Origin of the sequence: Bradyrhizobium barranii subsp. barranii (genome assembly GCF_017565645.3) — a bacterium.
Taxonomy (GTDB): Bacteria; Pseudomonadota; Alphaproteobacteria; order Rhizobiales; family Xanthobacteraceae; genus Bradyrhizobium; species Bradyrhizobium barranii.
This window is the reverse complement of sequence record NZ_CP086136.1, coordinates 2,268,182-2,282,367: the sequence shown is the minus strand read 5'-3', so window position 1 is coordinate 2,282,367 and position 14,186 is coordinate 2,268,182. Positions and strand designations below refer to the sequence as shown.

Sequence of the window (14,186 nt, the reverse complement as noted above, 5' to 3'; positions counted from 1 at the left end):
TGTCTATCGAACTACGGTCTAGCGGGCCTTATCCTCGATTTTAGCCACAGGACACGCCATGCCGAACATCCCGCCGCCCTTCACCGCCCCCTACGCGCCCGACGATGCCGAGATTGCCACGCGGCTCTTGCCCGCTTCGCATCTCGGCCCGCCGCAGGCGCGGATCGACCGCACCGCGACGCGGCTGATCGAGGCGATCCGCAAGCGCGACGACCGGCTTGGCGGTGTCGAGGACATGCTGCGGGAGTTCGCGCTCTCGACCAAGGAGGGGCTCGCCCTGATGGTGCTGGCCGAGGCGCTGCTCCGCGTGCCCGACGCGCGCACCGCCGACCAGTTCATCGAGGACAAGCTCGGCGAGGGCGACTTCATCCACCACGAGACCAAGTCCACGGCCTTCCTGGTCAACGCCTCGGCCTGGGCGCTCGGCCTCTCGGCGCGGGTGATCCAGCCCGGCGAGACGCCCAACGGCACCATCGGCCGGCTGGTGAAGCGGCTGGGCGCGCCGGCGGTGCGCACCGCCACGCGCCAGGCGATGCGGCTGATGGGTAACCATTTCGTGCTGGGGGAGACCATCGAGCAGGCGCTGGAGCGGGGTAAGCCGCGCTCCGGTCAGAAGACGCGCTACTCCTTCGACATGCTCGGCGAAGGCGCGCGCACCGCGGCGGACGCCAGGCGCTATTTCGACGCCTATGCCAGTGCGATCGAGACCATCGGCAAGGCAGCGGGCAGCCATCCCCTGCCCGACCGTCCCGGCATCTCGGTCAAGCTCTCGGCGCTGCATCCGCGCTTCGAGGCGATCAGCCGCGCGCGCGTGATGGCCGAGCTGGTGCCGCAGCTGCTCGATCTGGCGCAGCGCGCCAAGGCCCATGATCTGAACTTCACCGTCGACGCCGAGGAAGCCGACCGGCTGGAGCTGTCGCTCGACGTGATCGCGGCGACGCTCGCCGACCCCTCGCTCAGCGGCTGGGACGGCTTCGGCCTGGCGATCCAGGCCTATCAGAAGCGCGCGAGCGCCGTGATCGACTATGTCGACGCGCTCGCCCGCGCGCATGACCGCAAGCTGATGGTGCGGCTGGTCAAGGGCGCCTATTGGGACACCGAGATCAAGCGCGCGCAGGAGCGCGGGCTGGACGGCTATCCCGTGTTCACGCGCAAGGCGATGACAGATCTGAACTACGTCGCCTGCGCGTCAAAACTGCTCGGCTTGCGGCCGCGCATCTTTCCGCAATTCGCCACCCACAACGCGCTGACAGTCGCGACCGTGCTGGAGCTTGCCCAAGATGGCGGCGGCTTCGAATTCCAGCGCCTGCACGGCATGGGCGAGGCGCTCTACGAACAGCTCGCCAAGGATCATCCTGACATCGCCTACCGCACCTATGCCCCGGTCGGCAGCCATCGCGACCTGCTCGCCTACCTGGTGCGGCGGCTGCTGGAGAACGGCGCCAACTCGTCGTTCGTGGCGCAGGCGGCCGACTATCGTGTGCCGGTTGTGGCGCTGTTGCAGCGTCCGGCCGATGCCATCGTCCGGCCGCAAGCGGCGGCCCATCCCAGAATTCCGCTGCCGGGCGATCTGTTCGCGCCGGAGCGGCGCAATTCGCGCGGCGTCGAATTCGGCGCGCGCGCCGCGCTCGACCGGTTGCTGGCAGACGTGAAGGCCGAGGCGGCCGGCCTCAAGCCGATCGCGGATGCAACGGTGGATCGTGCCAATGCGGCGGTGACTGCTGCGCACGCCGGTTTTGCCGCCTGGAGCCGAACGCCGGCGGGCACGCGCGCGGCCACACTGGAGCAGGCCGCGCATCTTCTGGAGAGCCGGAGCGCCCATTTCATCGCGCTGCTGCAAGCCGAGGGCGGCAAGACGCTGGACGATGCGCTGTCGGAGCTGCGCGAGGCCGCCGACTTCTGCCGCTACTATGCCGCGCAGGGTCGAAAGCTGTTCGGCGTTGATGCCGCCATGCCGGGCCCGACCGGCGAGAGCAATGCGCTCGCCATGCGCGGGCGCGGCACCTTCGTCGCGATCTCGCCGTGGAATTTCCCGCTGGCGATCTTCCTGGGCCAGGTCACGGCGGCATTGATGGCCGGCAACAGCGTCGTCGCAAAACCCGCCGAGCAGACGCCGCGCATCGCCCGTGAGGCCGTAGCGCTGCTGCACGAAGCAGGCATTCCCAAGAGCGCGCTGCATCTCGTCACCGGCGACGGCCGCATCGGCGCCGTGCTGACCGCGCATGCCGACATCGCCGGCGTCGTCTTCACCGGCTCGACCGAGGTCGCGCGCCTGATCAACCGGACGCTCGCCGCCAAGGACGGGCCGATCGTGCCGCTGATCGCGGAGACCGGCGGCATCAACGCCATGATCGCGGATGCAACCGCGCTGCCCGAGCAGGTCGCCGACGACGTCGTCACCTCGGCCTTCCGCTCCGCCGGCCAGCGCTGCTCGGCGCTGCGGCTGCTGTTCGTGCAGGAGGATGTCGCCGACCGCATGATCGAGATGATCGCCGGCGCGGCGCGCGAACTCAGGATTGGTGATCCCGCTGATGTCGCGACTCATGTCGGTCCGGTGATCGACGCCGAGGCCAGGCAGCGCCTCGATGCGCACATCGCGCGGATGAAGTTGGAGGCGCGGCTGCACTTTGCCGGCACTGTGCCCGACGGCTGCTTCGTCGCCCCGCACATTTTCGAGCTCAAGGACGCCGGCCAGCTCACCGAGGAGGTGTTCGGCCCGATCCTGCACGTCGTGCGCTATCGCCCGGAAAACCTCGACCGCTTGCTGCAGGCGATCGAGCGCAGCGGATATGGACTCACGCTCGGCATTCACTCCCGGATCGACGACACTATCGAGGCGATCATCGATCGCGTGCAGGTCGGCAACATCTATGTCAACCGCAACATGATCGGCGCCGTGGTCGGCGTGCAGCCATTCGGCGGCAACGGGCTGTCCGGAACCGGCCCGAAAGCGGGCGGCCCGCATTACCTCGCACGCTTTGCGACGGAGCAGACCGTGACGATCAACACCGCGGCAGCCGGCGGCAATGCCGCGCTGCTTGCGGGGGAGGAGTGAAGCCCTGCGCCTGGCGCCGTTGCATCCCGCCGAAACATCGGTCTAATGCTGCCATGACTTGGCCCGCGCCAATTCCAGCGCGCGGGAAACAACAAGAGCGAGGGAGCTACGCCGCGATGGAAAAGGGCATTTTTGCAGGGCTCAAGGTTCTGGACTGCGCGAGCTTCATCGCAGCGCCCGCGGCCGCGACCGTGCTGTCGGATTTCGGCGCCGACGTCATCAAGATCGAGCCGCCCGGCGCCGGCGACCCCTACCGCAATCTGCCCAACATTCCGGGCTATCCGACCAGCGAGCACAATTTCGCCTGGCTGCTGGAGGCCCGCAACAAGAAGAGCATCGCGCTCGACCTCGCAAAGCCGGAGGCGCAGGCCGTGCTCTACAAGCTGGTGGAAGAGGCCGACGTCTTCATCACCAACATGCCGCCGCCGGTGCGCGCCAAGCTCGGCATCACCTATGACCACCTTGCCCATCTCAACGACCGGCTGATCTATGCCTCGTTCACCGGCTATGGCGAGAAGGGCGAAGAGGCCAACAAGCCCGGCTTCGACAGCAACGCCTATTGGGCGCGCTCCGGCCTGATGGACCTCATCCGCGCCGACACCCACACGACGCCGGCTCGCTCGGTCGCCGGCATGGGCGACCATCCCTGCGCCATGGCGTTCTATGGCGCCATCGTCACCGCGCTGTATCAGCGCGAGAAGACCGGCAAGGGCTCGCATGTCGCCTCCAATCTGATGGCGAACGGGGTGTGGGCCGCGGGCACGCTGGCGCAGGCCAAGCTCTGCGGCGCCAGGTTCGCCGAGCGGCGGCCGCGCGAGCGCGCGCTGAATGCGGTCGCCAACCACTACCAGTGCAAGGACGGCCGCTGGTTGATCCTGTCGCTGCTGAGCGAGGAGAAGCAGTTTCCGATACTGGCCAGATGCCTGGGACGCGAGGACCTGATTGACGATCCGCGTTTCGCCACCAAGGCCGACCGTCACGCCCGTTCGGTCGAACTGATCAAGATTTTTGACGAGACCTTCGCCACCAGGGATCTTGCCGAATGGCGCAAGATCCTCGACGGCAACGGCCTCGTGTTCGGCATCGTCGGCATTCTCGACGACATCCCCAACGACAAGCAGATGCTCGACAACGAGGTGCTGGTGCCGTTCGAGAACGACACCATGCTCACCATCTCCAGCCCGATCTGGATCGACGGCGCCAAGAAGGTCCAGCCGCGCAAGCCGCCGGCCGTCGGCGAGCACAGTGACGAGATTTTGCGCGGAGCGGGATACGACGAGAAGGCGATCAAGCAGCTGCGGGGTTCGGGCGCGGTGGGGTAAGGCGGCGCCACAAACTCCCCTGTCGTCCCGGGGCGCGCAAGGCGCGAGCCCGGGACCATAACCACGGGGAGTGGTTGCCGCACTCCCTGGTAACTACGAGTCATCGCCAAACCACGGCCTGTGGTTATGGGTCCCGGATCTGCGCTGCGCTTGTCCGGGACGACGGTGGGGAGATAGCTCGCGTCTCCAGATACATTGCTGGATTGCTTCGCTTCGCTCGCAATGACGGCGCGGGATGATCTCGCTATAAACTCACGACAACATCGCGTCCCGTGAGGCCCTCATGCCCAACTACCGCCTGCACTACTTCCCGGAATCCGGCAACAGCTACAAGCTTGCGCTGATGCTGACGCTTTGCGGCGAGAGGTTCGAACCGGTGTGGACCGATTTCGGCGGCGGCGTCACGCGCACGGCGGAATGGCGCAAGGCCGTGAACGCGATGGGGGAGATTCCCGTGCTCGAGGTCGACGGCGTGAAGATGACGCAGACCGCGCCATTGCTGCTGAAGCTTGCCGAGCAGTACGGGCGCTTCGGCGCCGAGACCGAGGACGAGAAGTTCGAGCTGCTGCGCTGGCTGTTCTGGGACAACCACAAGCTCACCGGCTACATGGCGACCTATCGCTTCATGCGGGCGTTCACTGAGAAAAACGATCCGCAGGTGTTGAAGCATTTTCGCCGGCGGCTCGAGGACTTCCTCGGCATTCTCGACGGACATCTCCAGCATAATGCCTTTGCGATCGGGGCGAAGCCGACGGTCGCCGATATCTCGATGATGGCCTATCTGCACTATCCGAGCGACGAGCACGGTTTTGATTTCGCGGCGAGCTACCCTGCCATCCACGCCTGGCTCGGCCGCATGGCCGCGCTGCCCGGCTGGAAGCCGGCCTATGAGCTCTTGCCCGGCAAGCGGATGACGAACTACGCGAAGTGAGGGGGCGCTGGCACTACCCCCTCAGCGCCAGCCACCCCAGCGTGAACAGAATCCCGCCGACGATCACGACCACCGCGACCGCCCAGGTGCTGACGCGGATGCTGCCGGTGACCTGCTTGGCTTCCTCATTGCGCGCGATCTCGCGATTGCGCTCCTTGTCGGCGTCGCTGGTCTCAGTCATGGGTCATCCAAACCGGTTGCTGATTTTATCTTGCGCGTGATCTTTTCGAAAAACCGCCACACGCTTTTTCGGATCACGCGCTAACGCGTCTTGATGAAGCACATGCCGATGCGGCTCGATGCCGCGGCAGCCTGACAGGTGAGACCTTTAGCACAGCTCCATGACGTAAAACTCTTATCCGGCGCTCCCGATCCCGTATTTTGCAGGGCACAATGGGCACCCCAGCCATCCTGATATTCGGTGCCGGCCAGCACGCCGCTGCCGCGGGTCTGCGGCCGGCTGGCAAATCCGCGTGAGAAATCAGGGCGTTTGCCCGCGGCGAATGCGGTCAGGATGTCGCGGCGGCGGACCTGGTCGCCGAAGAAATGCGGCGAAGCCGGCACGATGGTGGAGTTCGACGGCTTGTCCGCAAGCCAGTCGACGCCGGGGAAGTGGAAGCCGCCGATACCGCGGGTCTGGTGGCAGCCGGCGCAGGTGACGTCGTTGAGGCGGCGCTGGAAGCCCGCGATCGAGCGGATGTTCTGCATGTCGATGCCACGCGCCGCCGCCTGCTTCAGCGCGCCGACCACCTCGTTGTCGGTGAAGACCGGCTCGCCCTTGTTGCTGTCCCTGTCCTCCCCTTGCACCATGCCGAACTCCGGTTGCAACGGCGAAGCGTCAAGGCCCGCCGGCGTCGGCACCACCGCGGCCTTGGCCAGGAATGTCTCGGGGATCAGTACCGTGCCGCGATCGAACTCGCGGAGATTTTCCGGCGCAAGCAGCCAGGCTTTGAAATCACGTCGAAGATCGTTGTCGGCGAGGATGCGGTCGCGGTCGATCTGGTTCTCCAGCGTCGATTCCTCGAACGTCTTCGTCGCGGCGTTATATTTGAACACCTTGAGCAGATAGTCGGAACGGAAATCGTGCAATGCCGATTTCGGCGCGATCGAGATCTGGATATTGGTCTCGATGCGATCGAGCATGGCGTCGGAAGGAGAGATGCCGCCGTCGATCAGCCCCTGCCAGTCGCCATTGTCGAGCCAGCGCCGCGCGACCTCGGCGCAAGTAACAGCCTTTCCGTTCGCGTCGGTCTGGCGCGCATCGCGTGCCTTCATCACCAGATTGAACGTCATCGGCAGACGCGTTGCGGTCTTGCCACCTTCCGGCTTACTCTCGAAACGCACCAGCCGATAGATCAGCCTGATCTCGCCGCACGCCTCCTCCGAGACATAGGCGCGGTCCATGCGATTGACGATGCCGGCCAGCACGAAACGGGTGTCGCGCGATTTGAGATTGGCCCGATCGAACAGCTGCACGTCAAAGCCTTCACCGACGCCGATGGTCTCGGTCGGGTACGCCGCTTTCTGCTGCGCGATGTAGTGGTCGAACTCCGCGTCGATCGCCGGCGGAATCTCGTTGAGCGGGGACAGCGACGAGAAAAGCAGGTCGGTCGTCAGCGGAACGTTTGCGTTCCGCTCCGGCCATAGCAGGCGCGAGATCGTGAGCGAATCGTTCTGGTCGAGCTTGCGGAGCAGATCGGGATCGATGATCGCCGTGCCGCGCGTCAACGGCGCGTTCTCCGCTGCGAAAAGCGAAACAGTCCCGCCAAGCAAGACGGCGGCAGCAAAGAGAATTCGCAACGCGCGGCTCATGCCTTCAGTAACACCGCGTGAGCCGGCCTATTCAAGTAAAAAGGCGCCTCACATGGTGGTGAAGCGCCTCTTTGAAGATCGGATATCGAACGCTCAGCGCGCGACGATCAGGCCCTTGCTGGTGACGACGACCCAGCGGCCGTCCTGACGGCGGATCGCATCGACGCGGCCAATTCCGGGGATGGGGTCACCGGCATAGACCTCGTAGAGGCCGCCGCGGCCCTCGATCAGCGCACCGCCATTGGCGACGTCGCGCAGAACCCAGCCGTCGATCGTCGGCAACCGGCCGACCTCGGTCTTGGGCGCGGCAGGGGCCGGAACCGGCGCGGCGGCGGCGGTCGCAACCTGGGTCGGCGCGATCGAGCCGGTGGTCTCCTTTGCGGCAGCCGCTGCGGCCTGCGCGGGGGCCGCGGGCGGCGTGGCGCGGAGCTTGTCGACGGTCTCGGACAGCTTTGCGATTTTGGCCATCGGCTCGGCCTGGGCCTTCTCGAGCTTGTCGAGGCGGTCATTGGCCCGGTTGAACTGGCTGAGGCTAGTCTTGGAGGTGTGCTCGACATTCGCCTTCAGTGCGACGACATCGGCATCGATCCGGGCAACCGAGGATTCCAGCGCGCTGGTGTCGGCGACCTGCGCCGGCGCGGGGGCCGGGGCTGCGAAGTGCATCATGCCGGCAGTCGCGAGCGCGCCGCTGATGGCGCCGACGCTGGCCGCGATCGCCACCACCGCGGCCATCGCCGACAGGCGGCGCTTGCCGCCGGTCTCGCGCGGCTCGTCCGCCTTCACATGCGGGGCAAACTCTTCGCGCTCCCAGGAGCGCTCCGACGGTGCCATGACGATGAGCTTGCCGGGCTTCGGCTCGGGCTTGGTCTCGGCCTTCGGTTCAACCTTGGCTTCGAACTTCGGCACTTCGATCCGGGGCGGCTCGACCTTGGGGGCTTCAGCCTTCACCGGATCAGCTTTGGGCGGCGCTTCATGGTCGGGCGCAATCGAGGGAGCCTCGATGCCGGCAGCCTCGACGGCCTTCGGCGCGGTCACCGCGGCTTCGACGCTCGTATCTTGGGCAGCCTGCTCAGCCATTGGTTCGCTCACAGTTCGAATACTCCACTCTGGATTGACCTTTTGGTAACTTTCATTGCTTGCGAAATCCTTACTTCGGGACCCGCTTACCGAAATTTTAGGAAGTCATCCGGGGCCGAATTTGGCCGGGAACGTGGAACCGGTGTGGCGGGCGTGAAACAAATTGTAAGCGGGGGAAGATGAACGGCCGCGGAATGGCTGCCTCCACACCGTCATTGCGAGCGCAGCGAAGCAATCCAGAGGCACTGCGGAAAGGCTCTGGATTGCTTCGCTACGCTCGCAATGACGGAATGTGGATCATCGGCCTCCGTTCACATCACCACCGGCGTATCCGGCAGCTCGTTCGCATGCGGGCCCTGCGGCGGGAAATGCCGCGCCAGCTCGCGCGACACCGTCGCGATGCCGCCGATCACGCCGTGCTCGAACTGGCCGGAGGCGAACTCGGCCTCCATCGCGCGGCAGATGCTCTCCCAGCCCTCCGCACCAACCTTCGCATCGATGCCGCGATCGGCAACGATCTCGACGTCGCGGTCGGCGAGCAGGAGATAGATCAGGACGCCGTTGTTGTGCGCGGTGTCCCAGATACGCAAGTGAGAGAACACATCGAGCGCGCGCTCGCGGGCCGGCTGGTTGCGGAACAGCGGTCGCCCGTCGAGCGCGCCCTCGACGACGAAGCGGACCTGGCCGGAATGTGTGCTCTCACCCTGCTTGATCGCCTGCTCGATGCGGGCGAGCACCTTTGGCGGAAAGATCTGCTTCGCGCGCCAATGATGCTGCACGAGGTGTCTGGCAATGCGCTTGATGCTCATGACCGCTACCAGCTCCCCGAGGCGCCGCCGCCGCCAAAACTGCCACCACCGCCGCTGAAGCCGCCGCTGTCGCTGGACGACGATCCGCTGCTCCAGCCGCCCCCCGAAGAGCCGCTCGACCACGAGCCGCCGCGCGACGATCCCGAGCTTGGCGCCATCGCCGCAAACAGATCGGCGATGAAGCCTATGACGAAGCCCAGCGCTCCGAGCGCGAGCGCGATTGCAAAGGACCCGAGAATGAGCCAGGCCAGCGCTGCGATGATGCCGCCGGTCGCCAATGAGCCAAGCAGCCGCCCCAGCATGGCCCGGAAGAAGCCGCCGACCCCGATCGAGGCGAACAGCGTCACAATGAACAGCGGCGCAATATCGTCCAGATTGCCGAAATTCACAGTCGGCGAAGGTACCGGCAGCGGCTCGCCGTCGATCACGCGGATCATGCGATCGACGCCATCCGAGATGCCGCCGGCGAAATCGCCCGTCCTGAATTTCGGCGTGATGATCTCGTCGATGATGCGCCGGGACGTCACGTCGGTGAGCGCGCCCTCGAGGCCGTAACCGACCTCGATGCGCAAATGGCGATCGTTCTTGGCAACGACGAGGATCGCGCCGTCGTCCACCTTCTTGCGGCCGACCTTCCAGGCGTCGGCGACGCGGATCGAGAACTGCTCGATCGTCTCCGGCTGGGTCGTCGGTACAATCAGGACGGCGACCTGGCTGCCCTTGCGCGTCTCGAAATCACGTAGCTTTTGCGACAACGCGGCGATGTCGGCGCTCGACAGCGTGCCGGTCTGGTCGACCACGCGACCGGTGAGTTGGGGGATGGCGACATCGGCGAAGGTGGGTAACGAGCAGCCAATCAGCAGCACGAATGCGATAAGCGCCCGCCACACATTCGCTGTCATCGCCCGGCTTGACCGGGCGATCCAGTATTCCAGAGACGCCAGAGGACTACGGAGGAGCCGCGGCGTACTGGATTCCCCGCCTTCGCGGGGAATGACGGCGGTGGGTGGGGCTGGGCGCATTCGCAAAATCGAACGCACTTACTTCGACGGCGCGGGCGCCGGGTTGAAATCGACCTTCGGCGCGGTCGAGATCTCCTTTTCGTTCTCGACCGCGAAATTCGGCTTCTCCTTGTAGCCGAACATCATCGCGGTGAGGTTGCTCGGGAAGGAGCGAATGGTGACGTTATAGTCCTGCACCGCCTTGATGTAGCGGTTGCGCGCGACCGTGATGCGGTTCTCGGTGCCTTCGAGCTGCGACATCAAATCCTTGAACAGCGCATCGGACTTAAGCTGCGGATAGTTCTCGGTGACGACCAAGAGACGTGACAGCGCGCTGGAGAGCTCGCCCTGGGCGGCCTGGAACTTCTGGAAGGCGGCGGGGTCGTTCAGCACCTCAGGCGTCGCCTGGATGCTGCCGACCTTGGCGCGCGCATTAGTGACGCCGAGCAGCACGTCCTTCTCCTGCTGCGCAAAGCCCTTTACCGAGTTGACGAGATTGGGCACGAGATCGGCGCGGCGCTGATACTGGTTCACGACCTCGGACCAGTTGCCCTTGATCTGCTCGTCCTCGCTCTGGATCGCGTTGTAGCCGCAATTGGTCAGGCTCAGCGAGGCCAGAGCCGCCAGCACGGTCAGGATCTTGCGCATCAAATTCCTCCCGGTGAAATCTGGCGTAAACTATCAGATTGAACGCGCGCGGTGCCAGACATCTTGTGCCGGCGACGCGAAAAGCAACCGCCTGACGCAAGCCCCTTGCCTATCCCTGGCCGACATAGTCAACTTGAGCAAAACAAGAACGGAAACGCCAAGGGGAACGCGATGAGCTCGTTCGAGACCATCCTCGTGGAGAGGCCCGAGCCGGCGATTGCCCGGATCGTGATGAACCGGCCCGAGGCGCGCAACGCGCAGAACCTGCAGATGACCTACGACCTCAACGCCGCCTTCGACGCCGCGGTGCAGGACGACGCGGTCAAGGTCATCATCCTCGCCGGCAACGGGCCGCATTTCTCATCGGGCCACGATCTGCGCCCCGGCGGCAAGAACGCCGCAGGCGTCGATTTTCCGCCGATCGGAAATTGGGGTGGCTTTGCGGAGGCGAACGCGCATGGCCGCTTCGCGCGCGAGCAGGAAATATATCTCCAGATCACGCGGCGCTGGCGCAACCTGGCCAAGCCGACCATTGCCGAGGTGCACGGCAAGTGCATCGCCGGCGGATTGATGCTGGCCTGGGCCTGCGACCTCATCGTCGCCAGCGACGACGCGCAGTTCTGCGATCCCGTGGTGACCATGGGCGTCTGCGGGGTCGAATGGTTCGTGCATCCCTGGGAGCTCGGCCCGCGCAAGGCCAAGGAATTCCTGTTCACCGCCGACGCATGGAGTGCGCAGGAGGCGCATCAGCTCGGCATGGTCAATCGGGTCGTGCCGCGCGCGGAGCTTTCAGCGTCGGTGCTGGAGCTGGCGCGCCGGATCGCATCAAAGCCGTCCTTCGCGCTGAAGCTGACCAAGGAGGCGGTAAATCGCTCGGTCGATGTGATGGGCCAGCCCGCCGCGATCGACCAGGCCTTTGCGCTGCATCAGCTCTGTCACGCCCACAACCTTCAGCAGTTCGGCATGGTGGTCGATCCATCAGGACTGCATCCCTCCGTGCGCAAGCCGCCGGCGGCCGCGGAGTAACGACATGGACCTCAACCTGAGTGACGAGCAACGGCTGCTGCGCGAAAGCGCAGAGCGCTTTGTGGCCGAAAGCTACGACGCCGATCATCGCCGCAAAATGGCGAAGGACTCGTTTGGCTTCAGCCCTGCGGTGTGGAAGCAGTTCGCCGAGCTTGGTTGGCTGGCGCTGCCGATTCCCGAAGAGTTCGACGGGCTCGGTGGCGGCGCGGTCGAGATCGGCATATTGATGGAAGCCTTTGGCCGCGGGCTGGTGTCGGAGCCGTATGTTGCAACGGTGGTGCTTGGAGCCTCGCTGATCGACAAATGCGGCAGTACCGCTCAGAAGCAGGCGCGGCTGCCCAAGGTCGCGGATGGATCGCTGAAGCTCGCCTTTGCGCATTCCGAGCGCGCGGCGCGGTTCGATCTCGCAAAAGTCGCGACCGTCGCCCACAAGACGGCGCGAGGCTGGCGCCTTGCCGGCAACAAGATCGCGGTGCTCGACGGCCACGCCGCCGACGAGATCATCGTCTCCGCGCATGTCCACGACCATCAGGGACCTTCGGGGCGGATCGGCCTGTTCCTGGTTCCGGCGAAGACGCCGAGCCTCGCCATCAGCGACTATGAGCGTCTCGGCGGCGGACGGGCCTGCAACATCGAACTATCAGGCGTCGAGCTGCCGGAGGATGCCCTGCTCGGCGACGGACACGACGCCCTGCCCGCGATCGAATGGGCCGTTGACCGCGCCATGGCTGCGCTCGGTGCCGAAGCCGTCGGCATCATGCAGACGCTGCTCGACACCACCTTGGAATACACCAAGATCCGAAAGCAGTTTGGCCGGCCGCTCTCGGCCAACCAGGTGATCCGCCACCGCCTCGCCGACATGGCGATGCAGGTCGACGAGGCGCGCTCGATGGCGCTGCGCGCCGCGCTGAAGGCAGATAGCCCGCCGGTCGAGCGCGCCCGCGCCGCCTCCGGTGCGAAAGCGAAGATCGGCAAATGCGCGCGCTTCGTCGGCGAGCAGTCGATCCAGCTTCATGGCGGCATGGGCGTCACCGAGGAGCTCGAGGTCGGCGCCTATTTCAAGCGGCTGGTCGCCTTCGACACGCTGTTCGGCGGCAGCGCGCACCATTACAGCCGCCACGCCCAGCTCGGCCACACGGCCTGACACAAGGAGCGCATCATGGACCTCTCGTTCAACACCGAGGAGCGCGCCTTCCAGGACGAGGTGCGCGGCTTCATCGCCAAGAATCTCACCGAGGAGATGAAGCGCGCAACCGCGCTGACGCCGTCGGTATTCTCCGACCCTGATATCGGCATGGCCTGGCAGCGCGCGCTGCACCGGCAGGGCTGGGGCGCACCGGGCTGGCCGGTCGAATATGGCGGTCCGGACTGGACGCCGGCGCAGCGCTGGATTTTCGAGACCGAAAGCGCTCGGGCCGGCGTGCCCAATGTCAACGTGATGGGCGTCAAGATGGTGGGACCCGTCATCATCGGTTTCGGCTCGGCGGCGCAGAAGAATTTTTATCTGCCACGCATCCTCTCCGGCGAGGATTATTGGTGCCAGGGCTATTCCGAACCGGGCTCCGGCTCCGATCTCTCGTCGCTGAAGACGCGCGCGGCGCGCGACGGCGAGGACTACATTATCAACGGCACAAAAATCTGGACCACGCACGCCCACCACGCCAACCGCATGTTCGCGCTGGTGCGCACCAGCGACGGACCGCGGCAGCAGGACGGCATCAGTTTTATTCTGATCGACATGAAGACGCCCGGAATCACGACACGACCGATCCTAACCATCGGCGGTGACCACGAGGTCAACCAGGTGTTCTTCGACGATGTGCGCGTGCCCGTGGCCAACCGCGTCGGCGACGAAGGCAAAGGCTGGACCTACGGCAAATATCTGCTCGAGTTCGAGCGGGGCTCCGGCATTGCGTCAGCGAAGCTGCGCGAGGGACTGAAGGCGATCGCGGAGCTGGCCGAGTCGGACCTGACCGGCCGCGCGATCGACAGCCCCGATATCGCCGTGCGCATCTCCGAGGTCGAAATCGACATCGACGCACTGGAGATGACCGAGCTGCGCGTGCTCTCCGCACTTCAGACCGGGCAAAATCCCGGCGCAGTGTCGTCGATCCTGAAGCTGCGCAACAGCGAGATCCGGCAGGCCGTGACACGGCTCGGCGCCGACGTGATCGGCCACGACGCCCTCGCGGTCGAGCCGATGCGCCCGCTCTACAAGCTCAACCACGCGCCGGCGACGCCTGAGGAGATGCTGACGGTGGTGCCGGAATATCTCAACGGCCGGGCCTACACGATCTTCGGCGGCACCTCGGAGATCCAGCGCGACATCATCGCGAAGATGATGCTGGGGATTTGAGGGCGAGCTGGCGCCTCGCACTCGCTGTCGTCCCGGACAAGCGAAGCGCAGATCCGGGACCCATAACCACAGGGTGAGGTTATAGCGCGAGATGGTCACCACGAGTCTTCGTCAAACAACGTCCTGTGGTTATGGGTCCCGGGTTCGCG

12 protein-coding genes are annotated in these 14,186 nt (G+C 65.4%); 6 read left to right on the top strand and 6 right to left on the bottom strand.

Annotated elements, in window-relative coordinates; genetic code table 11:
• The first annotated feature begins 58 nt into the window (after positions 1–58).
• The 3 genes from putA to J4G43_RS11100 all read left to right on the top strand — a co-directional run bounded on the left by putA (position 59) and on the right by J4G43_RS11100 (position 5,308).
• Positions 59–3,055 (top strand): bifunctional proline dehydrogenase/L-glutamate gamma-semialdehyde dehydrogenase PutA, encoded by a 2,997-nt coding sequence (gene putA / locus J4G43_RS11110; protein WP_208084815.1) that lies wholly within the window; start codon positions 59–61, stop codon positions 3,053–3,055.
• A 116-nt stretch (positions 3,056–3,171) separates the two neighbouring features.
• The gene (locus J4G43_RS11105; protein ID WP_208084814.1) at positions 3,172–4,377 is read left to right on the top strand and encodes a CaiB/BaiF CoA transferase family protein; all 1,206 of its coding nucleotides are present in this window, start codon (positions 3,172–3,174) and stop codon (positions 4,375–4,377) included.
• Between the two features lie 283 nt (positions 4,378–4,660).
• A complete protein-coding gene (locus tag J4G43_RS11100; protein ID WP_208084813.1) occupies positions 4,661–5,308 on the top strand; it encodes a glutathione S-transferase family protein in 648 nt (215 codons plus the stop codon).
• A gap of 13 nt (positions 5,309–5,321) precedes the next feature.
• On the opposite strand, the gene J4G43_RS11095 is transcribed toward J4G43_RS11100, so the two are convergent.
• The 6 genes from J4G43_RS11095 to J4G43_RS11070 form a co-directional block, all read right to left on the bottom strand.
• Positions 5,322–5,489, bottom strand: coding sequence for a hypothetical protein (locus J4G43_RS11095; RefSeq protein WP_014492272.1), 168 nt, complete (start codon positions 5,487–5,489; stop codon positions 5,322–5,324).
• An 80-nt stretch (positions 5,490–5,569) separates the two neighbouring features.
• Positions 5,570–7,120, bottom strand: a complete 1,551-nt coding sequence (locus J4G43_RS11090; RefSeq protein WP_208084812.1) for a hypothetical protein — start codon at positions 7,118–7,120, stop codon at positions 5,570–5,572.
• 93 nt (positions 7,121–7,213) lie between these two features.
• Positions 7,214–8,197 (bottom strand): hypothetical protein, encoded by a 984-nt coding sequence (locus tag J4G43_RS11085; RefSeq protein WP_208084811.1) that lies wholly within the window; start codon positions 8,195–8,197, stop codon positions 7,214–7,216.
• A 311-nt stretch (positions 8,198–8,508) separates the two neighbouring features.
• Entirely contained in the window at positions 8,509–9,006 is a 498-nt protein-coding gene (locus tag J4G43_RS11080) for a TPM domain-containing protein (RefSeq protein WP_208084810.1), read from the bottom strand.
• A gap of 5 nt (positions 9,007–9,011) precedes the next feature.
• The gene (locus J4G43_RS11075; RefSeq protein ID WP_208084809.1) at positions 9,012–9,908 is read right to left on the bottom strand and encodes a TPM domain-containing protein; all 897 of its coding nucleotides are present in this window, start codon (positions 9,906–9,908) and stop codon (positions 9,012–9,014) included.
• 138 nt (positions 9,909–10,046) lie between these two features.
• Positions 10,047–10,655, bottom strand: a complete 609-nt coding sequence (locus tag J4G43_RS11070) for a LemA family protein (protein WP_063985447.1) — start codon at positions 10,653–10,655, stop codon at positions 10,047–10,049.
• 171 nt (positions 10,656–10,826) lie between these two features.
• Here J4G43_RS11070 and J4G43_RS11065 point away from each other — a divergent pair, with 171 nt between their 5' ends.
• From J4G43_RS11065 to J4G43_RS11055, 3 genes are read left to right on the top strand one after another with little or no spacing between them, the layout of a single operon-like run.
• On the top strand, positions 10,827–11,681 hold the full coding sequence (locus tag J4G43_RS11065) for an enoyl-CoA hydratase (RefSeq protein ID WP_208084808.1): 855 nt from the start codon (positions 10,827–10,829) through the stop codon (positions 11,679–11,681).
• A gap of 4 nt (positions 11,682–11,685) precedes the next feature.
• Positions 11,686–12,825 carry an acyl-CoA dehydrogenase family protein gene (locus J4G43_RS11060; RefSeq protein WP_208084807.1) on the top strand — a complete coding sequence of 380 codons (1,140 nt, stop codon included), beginning with the start codon at positions 11,686–11,688 and terminating at the stop codon, positions 12,823–12,825.
• Between the two features lie 15 nt (positions 12,826–12,840).
• Entirely contained in the window at positions 12,841–14,037 is a 1,197-nt protein-coding gene (locus tag J4G43_RS11055; RefSeq protein ID WP_208084806.1) for an acyl-CoA dehydrogenase family protein, read from the top strand.
• The last annotated feature ends 149 nt before the right edge of the window (positions 14,038–14,186 follow it).